Origin of the sequence: Metabacillus litoralis (assembly GCF_003667825.1) — a bacterium.
Taxonomy (GTDB): domain Bacteria; phylum Bacillota; class Bacilli; order Bacillales; family Bacillaceae; genus Metabacillus; species Metabacillus litoralis_B.
In genome coordinates, this window is sequence record NZ_CP033043.1 from 1,620,315 (window position 1) to 1,633,530 (window position 13,216).

Here is a 13,216-nt window from a genome sequence, read left to right on the forward strand (position 1 = left end):
TCATTAAACAATTAGGCTCGTAATGTTTCTTTTCACATTAACTCTAGCTACTTATAATTATGCTTTTACGACGATATACGCTTAATACGATTCCTATTAAAACAGCATTAAACAGAGTTGGCATGAATCCGTAGCTAATAAACGGCAGGGACATTGAAGTCATAGGGAATATCCCAAATACCATTCCGATATTACTAAACAACTGGACTGCATAAAGTGTTACCGCCCCTACAAGAAGAAGTTTGCCATATGAATCATTTATTTGATGAAAAACAACGACAATTCTTGCTACGAATAGTGAGAGAATAATGACAAGGATCATGGCAAACATCCAGCCGTAATAATAAGTAAAGGTAACAAAAACAAAATCTGTATGGGCCTGAGGAATAAACTCACTTCCTGTTGAGTTTCCAAACCAGCCTGCATTATAAATGAACTCTTTTGCATATAAATAAGGATAACCAGCACCTGTTGCATATTTTTCAGGGGTTAAAAATCCCAGTATCCGATCTTTTAGATATAAAGGCATATATCTCCAGGATAATCCTGCTATTATAAATAAAAAACTAATCATACCTCCCCAAATAATGTAGATTGTTTTTCGATTAAATTTACTCCATCCTAGCATAGAGATGACCATGACAATGTATATGAAGGTTGTAGCTATACTATTTGCAATAAGAAACAAATAGGTAGAAACAAAAAATAATAAGGAAAAATGCCACACCTTTAACTTTCTATTATGAAAAAATGAAGCCCATGCAAAGAAAAAAAATTGTACTGCCATCAAGCTTTCTAGTGTAATAGGTCCAATTCTTAAAACAGGAAGCCCACCAATAGTGGTGTTTGTGAAGGTCAACATTGAGAAAAGCATCAAAATACCTAGTGTATAGAAGAACCATCCTAGCTTGATTAACTTTTTATAATCAAATAGCATTAGACCTATAGCTATTAAACTTCCAAGAAAAGTAAAGACGATCTTATATGTAATAAAATGTCCTTCGTCCATATAACCTAGTGGAAATAATGGTAAAAAACCTAAACATAAAGTTGTTACTAACAAAATAATACTCAACCAATCTACTCTCGGTCGATGAATTTTATTAAATTGTCTACCAAGTTCAATCGGACTTCCCATCTGTTCAATGGCCATTTCTTCAGCTTCTGATTCATCTATTCCCTTTTCCATCCATCCTTTCTTCCCTTGTGTTAAATGAAAATCTAGCTCTTTGGTAACATATTCTCTTGCTTCCTTTGATTTAATATGAGTGGTGACTTCACTTAAGAAGATATGTTTTTTATTTTTCATATTCCCTCACCCCTCTAATAATTCTCTTAACACAACAATTTTTTTTACGCTGTTTTTTTCAGCCTTTTGTAACAGTTTTTTACCCTTATTATTCAGTTGATAATGTTTTCCTTCTGAGTCATCCCATCTAGTTATTAAACAATTATTATGTTCTAAACGATGCAGCAGAGTATAAATAAATCCTTCATTGTCCTCAAATTTAAGGATACCTCGTCCTCGTATGTGCTTTAATAGATCATATCCCGTTTTTTCATGAACAAGAAGCTGCATAACAGCTAAGAACACTTCATCATCACTACTATTTAGTTTCTTCATTTTATTTCGAACATTATGTTGATGTTTTTCTGTAAATTCCAACTGTTTAAACGCCGTTTTCTCCATTGACTTTCGAAGCCCTTTTAAACGATCTTCCATTTTTTATTCCTCCAAACTGTCTTTTAATAGTTCCTTGGCTCTTTTGAGACGTGTTTTTACAGTGCTTTCCTTTATTTCTATTAATAAGGCAATTTCTTTAATCAATAACTCTTCGTAATAATAGAGATAAATCACTTCTCGATATTTAATTGGCAGGTTCATCACTGCAGATACGAGTCTATGATCTTCGTCTTTTTGTATCAGTGTTTGCTCAATTGTTTCTCTATTGCTCGACGTTTCTATTGATTTCTCTTCTGCAACAATTACGTTTTTGTTGTACCAACTTTTCAGGTAATCTTTACAATGATTAATGGCAATTCTCCATATCCAAGTTCTTAACTTTGATTTTTTATTAAATGTTGGATAAGCCTTATAACATTTAATAAAGATCTCCTGTGTTAGGTCCTCAGCTACTGCTTTATTATTTACATAGGAATAGACGAGTTGTAATATTTCCTGGCCGTACCTTTTCATCATCTCATCAATCACTTCGTCTACATTCTCATTTTGAGTACTTTCTACTGTTATTTCCTGCACATCTGTCCCCCCTACTTACATCTTAGACGAAGACCACCTTAAAAAAGTTTGTGTTTTTGAGAATTTTATCTAAAACATTCTCCATTGCCTATTTATAATAATAGAATCTCACTTGATAATCTAAAAACATTCTTTATGCTACATCATTCAGAACTTGTGTTTTTTAACAATTTCTATCCAAAAATTTCTAAAACTCCCCAAAAACCTTACCATGTTATCGTATTATTTAATAAGTATTTTTTACTATTTCCTTCAGACATAAAGAAAGTGAGGGTAACACTAGTGAATGATGAGCAGATCATAACTATGTTAGAAACACTCAGAAAATATAAAGAATGTGAAATTACACATCGAATTCAAAATCACCTCATTAAATTTAATGAAAAATCGAACCGTTTTGAAATAACTAATTTGGAAACCGATTGTACAAAAAGTTATGAAGAAATTAGCGAGATTTCTAATGTAATCAATAGAATGATACAAAATATCTGATGACTAAAACTGATGTGATAAAAGAAATCATTCCTTCCTACGAAGGAATGAACCTACACCCTGTTCTTTTGACACAATTGTTAATTCTTAAGAGCTTTTTGTTTTAGAGTTGTCGTTTGCATCTTCGTATGTAATTTTGTATATCTTTATAAAAATCAGGTAAAAATAAGGATATGAACTCAAATCAAAAATTCTATTATAAAGCAGATACACACGGAATAATAAAATTTATGTTATGGATCTACATTCTTACCTTTTCAGTAGGAATACTTACCTTTTATTTAAGAGATGAGTTAACACAAGGAAATTTTTATTTCTTCACGAAAACAAGTTTCATCTATCTTATTTTTTGTTTTCTTTTATATTGGGCAATTAAAAGTCAAAAGTTAATACTAGTAGAAGATCATTTAATTCTTACCATTTTTGGATGGAATCGATATAAAATATCCATTCATGATATCGAAAAGTGCGAATATGGAAAAATAAATGGTGAAAAAGTAATTCAAATCACTCTAAACAAAAAGCTAAAATGTGCTTTCCCCTATTATCCATTTCAAAAAGCTTGGGAAGAAATAAGTGTGACGATTAAAGAAAAAAACAAAAGCATTCAGTTATATTTATAAATTTGTTCTTACATGCCCCTGCCTCTAAGTTAAATTCATCTATTTCTACATCTTAAACGGAAAGAAGCACCAATCCCACCTTCTGGGATTGGTGCTTTTATCTGATAAAAAACTAAATCTTATTTGATAATGGTACTTGAAAGATAAAGGTTTTCCCCTAATTTTGAATACTTTCAACTAACATTGATCCGTTGTGATTGTTTTCAATAATATTTTTATTTTTAGTCATCATCAATCTAGCCAGTTCCACTCATTAAAATATCTTCTTTAGTATTCATACTCTTATCCTTTTTTATTTTTAGTCCTATTTAGATTAACGCTAATTTGTCTAAAATTAAACCTATAATTAAGTATTGCCTATTTAAATAATGGAATCTACCATCGAAAGTTCACTTCGGTTTATACACTTTTTTGCTGTATTAGACCAAAACCCAGTCCAACAGGGTCTATCAAGTAGGCTAGATAAAAGTGATCAAATTCCATTTTATCCCTTACAATGACAGCGCCATTGTTTTTAGCTTTCATTATTGCATCGTCTATTGAATCTACTTCAATTTGTATTCGAGTTCCATGAGGAAAATCATTGGGTCCCCTCGCTATTCCGCCATTAATTCCAGGTACATCATTATTTCCTGTTGTCATACTCCAATAATCCCATTGAGGGTCTGCAACTTCCCAGCCAAAAACGTTAGAATAAAAGTCAGCTGCTTTTTCAGGTTCTTGACTATTTAATTCAAATCCAATTACTCTAGGCATTACAATTCCTTCTTTCTCTAAAAATATTTTAATTAATATAAATTAATTTCCATATTTTAAAGGAGATACCTCTTTTTTTGTTACTCGTTATTGAAGGAAAAATATCATATTCATTCATTCTTATGAAATAATAAATATTCCTGTAACTAAGGAATTTTCAGAATAGATTTTCTTTTTAAAATAACTTATAATAAAAAAGGTTTGTGTATAAAAACACTTGTGATCACACCCTAAAAGGAGGTAGATAAAATGACAATACAACAGGAAATTACAGTAGAAACAAACGTTCAAGCGCCCGTTGAAAAGGTGTGGACGTTTTGGACAGATCCAATACATATTACAAAATGGAACTTTGCTTCAGATGAATGGCACTCTCCTTTTGCTGAGAACGATTTAAGAGAAGGTGGAAAATTCACTTCAAGAATGGAAGCAAAAGATGGTAGCTTTGGCTTTGATTTTGGTGGAGTTTATGATGAAATAAAATTACATGAGGTAATCGCTTATACAATGGAGGATGGCAGAAAAGTAAGAATCTCTTTTAAGGACAGAGCAGGTGAAACTGAAATAATTGAAACTTTTGATGCAGAAACTAGTCATTCCATTGAGGTACAACAGCAAGGATGGCAAGCGATCTTAAATAATTTTAAAAAATATGTAGAAACAAACAAATAAAATAAATCTCTATTCAACCCTTTTAATCCTTCAAAATTATAGGTGGGGTATCTGTTATTAATATAGATCTACAGACACCTCCATTTTCTCATTTAATTTTACTTCTAAGATAATCCTCGAATGTAAATTTGCCCATTTTCCGAAGAGAATTGGTATTCTCCCCATCAGAAAAAGCCTTAAAAAGTTTTCCTAGAAAAGATATGCTTAACACCTTCTTATTCTCGTTATTTATTTTGATTTTTAAGTCAGCCATTTCTTTTAATGTTACAAGATCAGGACCACCGAAATCCTCTATTTTACCTTGAGGACCTTTATCGACTATACCTATTAGATGATTGCAAATTCATTTACATCCACGCTTTGACATTTAATGTTACCTGGAACAATATATCTTTTAAGAACAGATCTTGATAGAAATAATTCATCGATAAAATGGTGGAACTGAGTGGCACGTACAATCGTATGTGGGATCGTACTATTTTTCAGCAAAATTTCTGCTTCAAGTTTATGTTTATAATAGTTTAATGGTATTTCATCTATCCCAACAATTGAAGGATAAATAAAATGTTTTATGTGTTTTGCTCTTCTTAATAACTCATTAAAACCTGAAACCTCAACAACCTTTGTATGCTTATTCGGACTTGTAGCTGAGTGAATAATAACATCCACATCTCTTTTACTGCTTCTTCTAAGCCTTCACCTGAAAATAAATCGCTATAAATCCACTCGAAATGCTCATTTCCTTTAGGCTTATTTCTAGAAGTTATTTTAACTTTATAATCGGAACCTTTTAATTGATTAAGTAAAGCAGAACCAAGATGACCTGTTGAACCAGTAACAAGTATCCTCAACTACAACACTCCTACTTTTAAAAATACTCAATCATGTAAACACAATTATTCCCTTTCTCTTGCTCGTTGTGTATCTCTAATATTTTTTTGTACGGTAATCGCAGCAAACAAAGAAAGTGCAAAAGCCATAGCATAAAAACCCTTTTCACTAAGTGTGATACTAGTAGCATTGTATAGTCCAATTGCGATTAACGATATTGCAATAACCAATGCTAACCAACTAATACCATAATAAATGTTCGTAACAGGTATTCCTTCATCTTTATCTCTTACTGCCTTTTGCAAGGATATTGCTGCATATAATCCAAATACTAAAATAGCAAAATAATACCCTTTTTCATTCAATTGCATTGTTGCATTGAACAGGCCAATTAAATAAGCCGTTACACCAATTAATAATGCTGACCAAGAAGCCCCCTTGAAAGCAGCAGTTGGCTCACCCTCCACTCTTTTTATTTCGATTTTATGTTCCTCCGGTTCATTTTTTTCTAGCATTCCTTCTTTATTGTTTAACAATGTAACCCCTCCCGTATACTTTTATAAATACTATAACCCACTTAAATAAATATATTTTAGAGTTATAGATACTAAACTCAAATTGACACGAGGAATGAATAAACAATTCATATCATACTCGTATCCAGAGTCAAAAACTTTTTCAAAGGCTTCCTGCTATTATTAAATAACTCCTTTTACATACGAAGACCTTTATTATGTTCTGAAAAATGATCACGTTGATCTTTTTTTAATGCTAAGTATAAAGCAGCTAGCCAACCGAACAAACTCCAGCCTAAGAAGATATTTATAAAATAAATGAGTGTTTTGTTATACTTGTTTTTCTTACTGGCTATGAAACTTGGGATAAAATAAATAGAACCTATTAAAATTAAAGGTAAAATGTTTATGAATTCCAAAAAGTAAACTCTCCCTCATGCAATTAGTTCATCTTATATAGTGAATAATTAATACCCTTGTCATAATTATGCATTCTGCATACATTAGTATTATAAATAAATGAATTGGAAATAATATAGTTAATTATAACTAAATATAAAAGACATCATACTATTAACCTAGATAAAAACACTCACTTACTATGGAGATAGAAAAACTTTATGAGTATGAGTTTTATGAAGCCCTTATTATAGGTTTTCATAAACTTTGGTAAATCTTAGTTATTATCTTCCACATTTATAACCACATTTCCTTTTTTGTGACCTTTCTCTACATATCTATGAGCTTCCACAATCTCATCAAACGAATAATATCTGTCAACAAGTACTTTTAATTTCCCCATTTCTACAAGTTCCTTAAGGAAGTTTAATGCTTCTGAAGTTTCAGGTGAATTTCTGCTCAGCAATAATTTCTTGTTGGTAGTCATTTTAGTCCATAGCATTTGAGCATTCGGTAGCGGATCAGTGACATTTATGTAGGTACCGTTTTTCTTTAACAATTTAATACAGACTGAAAAAGAGCTCTTGTTTACAGCTTCAAAGATGACATCATATGTTTCGTCTATATTAGCAAAATCCTCTGCGGTATAATCAATGACTTTATCAGCTCCCAAAGATTTTACTAACTCCAAATTACTGGTACTGCATACCCCTGTAACGTTTGCTCCGAGATATTTCGCAATCTGAACTGCATAGCTTCCTACACTACCTGAAGCACCATAGACTAAGACATCATGACCACTCTTTATACCTGCTTTCCTAAGAAAATACAATGCTGTTCGAGCTCCAATAGGAATAGCTGCAGCTTCTCCAAAGGATATATTGGACGGCTTTATAGCTACAGGTCCATCTTCCTTTAAACATTTGTATTCTGCATAAGCACCAAAATCAGTTAAGGTCGCTGCAAAAACTTGATCTCCTTTCTTGAATTTTTTAACATTTTTACCAATCGATTCAACTTCTCCTGCTAACTCCATTCCTAATATCTCTTTTTTGGGTTGTCTCAAACCAAGCGTTATCCGTGCAGGTAGCCAAAAAGCAGGTGGAACAGTAAAACTCCGTGACCGAATATCTGCAACCGTTACAGTTGTGGCTTTTACTTTCACTAAAATTTCATTATCTTTTGGAATAGGTTTTTTTACCTGTTTCACTTTAAGGACATCTGGGGGACCGTACCTACTATACACAATCGCTTTCATCAACTCACCTCATATTCGTTTTATTCTTTAATAAGATACGATTATTACGAATAATTAGACCATAATCCAATAACTATAACTGTTCTGAACTGAATCTGAAACTTAATACATATCATTCTCTTTAATCCTGGATAAGGTAAAGGGAATATTTATTGGGTAACTACTATAAAAATCATCCATCATCCGATTTTTCTTTTATAATAAAGACAGAAAGGAGAGTATAATGTTATACATACTTTTTGCATTAATTGCATTATGGTTATTGACATCATTTTTTTCTTATTATTTGTTCTATTTACTAACCTTCTCCGTTTGCTCTATTGGAATCCTCGCGATATTTTTTTGGAAAATTGTCTGGGACGGGATGTATAAACAATATCGTCTAAGGACAGATCCTTCCTATAAGAAGAAAATGGATAGTTATAAAGAAAGAAAGCGAAACGAGAAAGTAAAAAGTCTGCGGAAATTGTCAGCATACCAAAAATGGAAAAGCATAGTAAAAGAAAAGCTCTTTAACGTTTTCTCTTGGGTGCTGGCGGCTTGTATCTTTTTAGGAATCCCGATAGGAGCTTTTGCCATTGGAGGTTCCTTTCTGCTTGATTTTCCAGCCTATCTCTTCGGCAAAACAGAAACTGTGACCGGCTACGTATCACATTATGATGAGGTTTCAGGTCGAAAATCACTTCCATATACTTTAGTTGAAATAAATAATGTGAGCTATGTTTTATCTCATCATGAGAGGTTTTCTATAGGAGATAAAGTGAAAATTGACTATTTGCCTCATACGAAAATCATTAGGAATTTTAATCTATTAGAAGAGCGACAAATCCAATCAGACGTATCGGTTAAACAAGCAGATCCAACGGTAATTAACAATCGGGTGACTGGTTCATGGGAGTATACAAATGAGGATGAGTATATGTCATTCCTTTTTTCCGAAACGGGTTTAGCCAATTTGGGAGAAATTAAGGGTGAAGAAGGAATATTTTATTATGGTAGCTGGGAGTATGACGAGAAAGCAAAGCTCATTACATTTAATGTAGACGATGCTGAAAATATTTCCTGGGAGCCGGTAAACCATCCGGATAAAATTAAAATACAGGTTCTTTCGATTGCTGATGATTCATTGGAAGTCGAGTATCATCAGCAGAATATTCGCTTTAGAAAATTATGGTAGATTTAAAGGTTAATAGTGCGTGAGTCAGGTACAATGATTCGAGACGTAATCGACAGTTCGATAGTTAAAAATATCCCTTTCATTTTTATAGAAGTATAAAATTCTTTCTCATTCATCCTAAAACAGCTTTAATGGATACTCATTGAATGAAAGTAAAATGCATAATTATAGGATTGTTTCCATATTCTGAAGGTGAAACGTAAATGTGATTGGAGGTTAATATGAATGGAAGCCTTAGCATTATTACCGATATTATTTATAGGAATTATTTATATAGGAGTTATTGGTTTTACCATTTGGTTTGCCATTAGCCTTATAAAAGCCCAAAAAGAACGGAATGTTGTTCTTAAAGAAATCTCAAACAAACTGGATATTGTTGAAATTAGCAAAAAGGAAGATTGATGCTATAGTTGAAAAATTGAATGCACAAAAACACACCGATTTAATTATCTATTTCGGTGTGTTTTTGTTACAAAATAAATTCCTTACACCTCCCTATCACCCACCACAAAATTGTGTAAACTCTTATAAATGATCATTGGACGATCGAAAATGAAAGCAAAACTGGCATTCTTAATTTTTACAAACCATTATTATATTCCCATCTAGGTCTTTAAAGTTGAACCAATGTCCATTCTCGATCTCTGTTGTGGTCTGAACATTTTTTTCTTTCAAGTATTCGTATGACTTATTTATATCATCCGTTTGCAATTGAAAAGCTGGAACCTTATATCTATTTTCTGGAGCATAAATCTTACTATCTAGTACTATATTTGGTCCATTTAACGGAAGAACATAAATATGTCCAAAGAATATTTCTCCATCTGTAGGCAAATCTAAAATATCACAATACCAATCACGTGCTGCTTCAATATTACTAACCGGAATAAAGACACCACCAATACTGTTTGAAAAGATGTTCATTTTAACCTCCTAATAAATTGCTTTATTATCATTTCAATAATCATAGGCTTTTTCCTCTACTTAATTTGACTTTTATCATAAATTTCTTATGAATATGCATACGTTGAATTCAATATTTGAACTGCTCCCTACCATTCTTAATTCTTTTACAGGTTGAATTCTTTACCCTAATTAACATCACTTCTTCCTTACACAAGTTTCTGCTAAAAATTCAATAATATGGTAAAATGTAAAATGGTAATTAGAAAATGCCTACCAAAAGCTGCTTTTTTGAAAAGGAATGGAAATAAATGAAGAAACTAATAAAGATTTATTATGCTCACACTGCCCTTTTATTGCTTGTTTTTTTGCTCGTCGGTTGTACTGGCGAGGTGAACGAAGTAAATACAGAAGATACGGAGCAAGAGTCTACTTTACAATCAAAGTCAACAACAGAAACAAAAAATATAAAAACAAGTGATTCCAACGAAGCATTAACAGAAAACTCAACACACTTTAAGACAGTTGATACGGAAAGAAATGAAGAAAATAAAGATTCCACTGTAATGCAAAATGAAAACAATGAATCATATGTAAAAGATGAGGCTGAGAAAAATATATCTGATGAGGAAATCGATGTAAACAAAAATGAAGATCAAAAAATGAAAGAAAATACTACTGACGATCAAACCATCCAAGATACAGCAACAACAGAAGAACAACATCAGGCTATTTCTCTTACCAAAAAATATTTGCGTGAAAGAAACGAATTAATAGAAGATAAAAACAACTTTGTAGAATATGATGGAACAATAAATGATTATATACTTGTAAGATATTCTACCTTAGTATCAGGTCATTCTTCTACTAATGGACGATATGCAGTCGATCTTATTCAGAAAAAAGTCATTGATATAAGCTCAGATACAAATTTTAACAATTTATTTAATAATTGAAAAAGTAAAAGTCCATCTTAGGGATTGTGTAGATTCAAGAAATGTAAGACCCCTTTTCTCAATGTAGTAAAGGAGTCTCAGAGTTTTAGGAGAAGATAACTTATACCAGTTCATTTTCTCTTACCTTTAGTTGTTAAAAGAATATAATAGATGATAAGCCCAACTGTTAGACCTGGTAATAAAAAAAGAATTGGTAAGATGACGGGCCCCAATAGGACCCCCATTATTTTTAATTTTGTTGAATAAATTAAACCAATTGTTACAAAAAAGGCACCAAATACGAAGGGAAGATACGAATATGAATTTGTTTCACCTTCTGCTTCTCTATATGCATCCCACATGGCAAACATATATAAACAAGGATAGAACATAAGCCATTGAAAATTTGTTACATTAATGGCTTTCTGTATTTCTCCTGTAAAGGAATAGATAATCGCTAAGTTAAAGTTAGCAAATACATTTACAAGAAATTCCAAAAGGATAAAGATACTTCCCTTATAGTATCTTCTATTTAAGAACTGACCAAACCCTGGTAATGCAATACTCCATAATAGTGCCTCATGTTTAGTAGGTTTCTTATTATTGCTCACCCATTATCACTCAATTCATCTTTTCTTTACGATCCTCCATTTGAGGTGGCTCTTCCATCCAACCATTTTTAATCATGATCCAACATTGACTTCAAGCTCAGCATGCAAATTAGTCATAATATCCTTGGCATTTTCGTCATCTGCTTTTTCTATAAAATACTCTAACATTCGGAATATCATTGTCTTTTCTTGATATGTAAGCCACAAAGTTCCTAATTCAGGTAATGTGATGGATGCTTGTTCTGGTATACACACAATCCTCCCTAAGATGATAATGTTAGGTTGCCTAAATTTTGGAAGTTCATTCCTTGTTTTTTCGATTATTCTAAAAAGCTTGTACCTAACATGTCCCCTTAGTAAGCCCACAAACAATAATTCCATTAATACCACTAAATAAAAAAACTGGGCCGAGATATCAAGATATTTATACTACACGATTTGTCTAAATAAACATTTAATATACTACACCGAAAGGAGGAATGAATCATGCGAGCTAAACCATATGAATGGGTAACAGCAGACTCAAATTCATGTCATACTAACAAAAATGATTCTTACCAAGAGGTGTTGGATTTAAGTTCTGATAACTTCTTTAAAGACAATGGAGCCGGTACACAAGGTGGTAATCAGGTAAATGAAACAGAACAAGTTTCGTCTGAAAAAATTATAGTTAGAGATTCTTGTGATATAGAGGTTACTTCTACTGATACACAAGTAGCTGCCTCTTTACAGATTGCCATACAAGCAGCGATTGCTCTAGTCGTAAACTTAACAATCGCAGATAATGACCGTGCAGAAAAAGCCACCCAACAATTACTCCAAGAAGCAGATATCAAACAAATAAATAAACAAAATCTTGTTATAGAAAATTCTAAAGATATAAAAGTAACAACAACTGATACGGATGTTGCAATTTCAATTCAAGCCATGTTGCAAATACTAGTATCATTAGTCGTTAGCCTTGACATTCTTTAAATATAAGAAAAAAGTGTAGGGAATCACTCCCTACACTTTCTCTCTATTACAAACTCAATAAATTGTGACATTGATGATAAAATAACTAATTTTATTTGCATTAAGAGAATTCCTACAAACTTTCTGGTAAGTAATGTTTGTACATCTCGAGTGCATCTGTATGTTCTTCTAAAACAATCAATGTTTTGGGGTGAGGCTTACTAAAAATTATAGGATAATCTTTCTCACCAAGTTCTTCATTAACTGTGAAAGCAAGTCTTTCTTCTTCAATTGAAAATTGGGCGTTAACTCCTTCTTTATTCCCACGAGCATCTATCCTTATCCACTTATTTACTGACTTTAAGAAAATAGCATTTAAAGCGTGAATGCAATACCCTTTCTCAGGAGTATCAAACAACATCAACCGTTGATAACAAAACCCTGTAGGTATTCCCTGTGAACGCAATAAAGACGCCAAGAGGTGAGATTTTGCATAGCAAATTCCCTCTTTCAATTGCAATACTTCAGAAGCATAGCACGTAACTCGTTTTGATTGAATATCCCAGGAATGAGAAATTTCATCACGAACAAATTCAAAAGCTACTATTGCTTTTTCAATATCCGACTGATATTCATGAAAAAGCTCACTCACTTTCTCTTTTATATTTGGATGAGAGTAATTCACTTCATTTATTTCTAGTAAGTAATCATTTATATTTTCAGACTTACAAATCATATTCATTATTATCACTCCTGACCAAATCGAATGTTCATTACAATTATTTATCAAATGTGCTCCAAAACTCTTTAACTCGAATTCTTATTATTTC

Annotated in this window: 19 protein-coding genes; 6 read left to right on the forward strand and 13 right to left on the reverse strand. The window is 32.1% G+C overall.

Annotated elements, in window-relative coordinates:
• Positions 1-43: 43 nt before the first annotated feature.
• The 3 genes from D9842_RS07660 to D9842_RS07670 are packed head-to-tail and all read right to left on the reverse strand — an operon-like array spanning position 44 to position 2,260.
• Complete coding sequence (locus D9842_RS07660) at positions 44-1,309, reverse strand: FtsW/RodA/SpoVE family cell cycle protein (RefSeq protein WP_121662018.1); 1,266 nt, start codon at positions 1,307-1,309, stop codon at positions 44-46.
• Between the two features lie 6 nt (positions 1,310-1,315).
• The gene (locus D9842_RS07665; protein ID WP_121662019.1) at positions 1,316-1,723 is read right to left on the reverse strand and encodes a PadR family transcriptional regulator; all 408 of its coding nucleotides are present in this window, start codon (positions 1,721-1,723) and stop codon (positions 1,316-1,318) included.
• A 3-nt stretch (positions 1,724-1,726) separates the two neighbouring features.
• Positions 1,727-2,260, reverse strand: a complete 534-nt coding sequence (locus D9842_RS07670; RefSeq protein ID WP_121662020.1) for a sigma-70 family RNA polymerase sigma factor — start codon at positions 2,258-2,260, stop codon at positions 1,727-1,729.
• Positions 2,261-2,925: 665 nt separating this feature from the next.
• On the opposite strand from D9842_RS07670, the gene D9842_RS07680 reads away from it, so the two are divergent.
• Positions 2,926-3,375, forward strand: a complete 450-nt coding sequence (locus D9842_RS07680; RefSeq protein WP_121662022.1) for a hypothetical protein — start codon at positions 2,926-2,928, stop codon at positions 3,373-3,375.
• 399 nt (positions 3,376-3,774) lie between these two features.
• Here D9842_RS07680 and D9842_RS07685 read toward each other — a convergent pair whose 3' ends face one another.
• A complete protein-coding gene (locus D9842_RS07685; RefSeq protein ID WP_121662023.1) occupies positions 3,775-4,131 on the reverse strand; it encodes a VOC family protein in 357 nt (118 codons plus the stop codon).
• A 249-nt stretch (positions 4,132-4,380) separates the two neighbouring features.
• On the opposite strand from D9842_RS07685, the gene D9842_RS07690 reads away from it, so the two are divergent.
• Positions 4,381-4,803, forward strand: a complete 423-nt coding sequence (locus D9842_RS07690; RefSeq protein WP_121662024.1) for an SRPBCC family protein — start codon at positions 4,381-4,383, stop codon at positions 4,801-4,803.
• A gap of 327 nt (positions 4,804-5,130) precedes the next feature.
• Here the strand turns inward: D9842_RS07690 and D9842_RS26270 are convergent, their stop codons facing one another.
• The 5 genes from D9842_RS26270 to D9842_RS07710 form a co-directional block, all read right to left on the reverse strand.
• Positions 5,131-5,472 (reverse strand): SDR family oxidoreductase, encoded by a 342-nt coding sequence (locus D9842_RS26270; RefSeq protein ID WP_257536005.1) that lies wholly within the window; start codon positions 5,470-5,472, stop codon positions 5,131-5,133.
• The gene (locus D9842_RS26275) at positions 5,391-5,654 is read right to left on the reverse strand and encodes an NAD-dependent epimerase/dehydratase family protein (protein WP_232273407.1); all 264 of its coding nucleotides are present in this window, start codon (positions 5,652-5,654) and stop codon (positions 5,391-5,393) included. Before D9842_RS26275 ends, D9842_RS26270 begins: the two co-directional genes overlap by 82 nt.
• A 45-nt stretch (positions 5,655-5,699) precedes the next feature.
• A complete protein-coding gene (gene yiaA / locus D9842_RS07700) occupies positions 5,700-6,149 on the reverse strand; it encodes an inner membrane protein YiaA (protein ID WP_121664984.1) in 450 nt (149 codons plus the stop codon).
• A 197-nt stretch (positions 6,150-6,346) separates the two neighbouring features.
• Positions 6,347-6,568: a superinfection immunity protein gene (locus D9842_RS07705; RefSeq protein ID WP_257536006.1), complete on the reverse strand. Its 222-nt coding sequence runs from the start codon at positions 6,566-6,568 to the stop codon at positions 6,347-6,349.
• Positions 6,569-6,825: 257 nt separating this feature from the next.
• Positions 6,826-7,806 (reverse strand): NAD(P)-dependent alcohol dehydrogenase, encoded by a 981-nt coding sequence (locus D9842_RS07710; RefSeq protein ID WP_121662025.1) that lies wholly within the window; start codon positions 7,804-7,806, stop codon positions 6,826-6,828.
• Between the two features lie 223 nt (positions 7,807-8,029).
• Here D9842_RS07710 and D9842_RS07715 point away from each other — a divergent pair, with 223 nt between their 5' ends.
• Together D9842_RS07715 and D9842_RS25760 are read left to right on the forward strand one after the other, a co-directional pair.
• Positions 8,030-8,983, forward strand: a complete 954-nt coding sequence (locus D9842_RS07715) for a hypothetical protein (RefSeq protein ID WP_121662026.1) — start codon at positions 8,030-8,032, stop codon at positions 8,981-8,983.
• Between the two features lie 225 nt (positions 8,984-9,208).
• A complete protein-coding gene (locus tag D9842_RS25760; protein WP_162987355.1) occupies positions 9,209-9,385 on the forward strand; it encodes a hypothetical protein in 177 nt (58 codons plus the stop codon).
• Between the two features lie 171 nt (positions 9,386-9,556).
• Here the strand turns inward: D9842_RS25760 and D9842_RS07720 are convergent, their stop codons facing one another.
• Entirely contained in the window at positions 9,557-9,907 is a 351-nt protein-coding gene (locus D9842_RS07720; protein ID WP_121662027.1) for a VOC family protein, read from the reverse strand.
• A gap of 290 nt (positions 9,908-10,197) precedes the next feature.
• Here D9842_RS07720 and D9842_RS07725 point away from each other — a divergent pair, with 290 nt between their 5' ends.
• On the forward strand, positions 10,198-10,842 hold the full coding sequence (locus D9842_RS07725) for a hypothetical protein (RefSeq protein ID WP_121662028.1): 645 nt from the start codon (positions 10,198-10,200) through the stop codon (positions 10,840-10,842).
• 110 nt (positions 10,843-10,952) lie between these two features.
• Here the strand turns inward: D9842_RS07725 and D9842_RS07730 are convergent, their stop codons facing one another.
• Both D9842_RS07730 and D9842_RS25765 read right to left on the reverse strand, forming a co-directional pair.
• Positions 10,953-11,432 carry a hypothetical protein gene (locus D9842_RS07730; RefSeq protein WP_121662029.1) on the reverse strand — a complete coding sequence of 160 codons (480 nt, stop codon included), beginning with the start codon at positions 11,430-11,432 and terminating at the stop codon, positions 10,953-10,955.
• A gap of 72 nt (positions 11,433-11,504) precedes the next feature.
• Positions 11,505-11,687: a hypothetical protein gene (locus tag D9842_RS25765; protein WP_162987245.1), complete on the reverse strand. Its 183-nt coding sequence runs from the start codon at positions 11,685-11,687 to the stop codon at positions 11,505-11,507.
• Positions 11,688-11,918: 231 nt separating this feature from the next.
• Between D9842_RS25765 and D9842_RS07740 the strand changes: the two genes are divergently transcribed.
• Positions 11,919-12,407 carry a spore coat protein gene (locus D9842_RS07740; RefSeq protein WP_121662031.1) on the forward strand — a complete coding sequence of 163 codons (489 nt, stop codon included), beginning with the start codon at positions 11,919-11,921 and terminating at the stop codon, positions 12,405-12,407.
• Between the two features lie 112 nt (positions 12,408-12,519).
• Here the strand turns inward: D9842_RS07740 and D9842_RS07745 are convergent, their stop codons facing one another.
• Entirely contained in the window at positions 12,520-13,128 is a 609-nt protein-coding gene (locus tag D9842_RS07745) for a transglutaminase-like domain-containing protein (RefSeq protein WP_121662032.1), read from the reverse strand.
• Positions 13,129-13,216 lie beyond the last annotated feature (88 nt).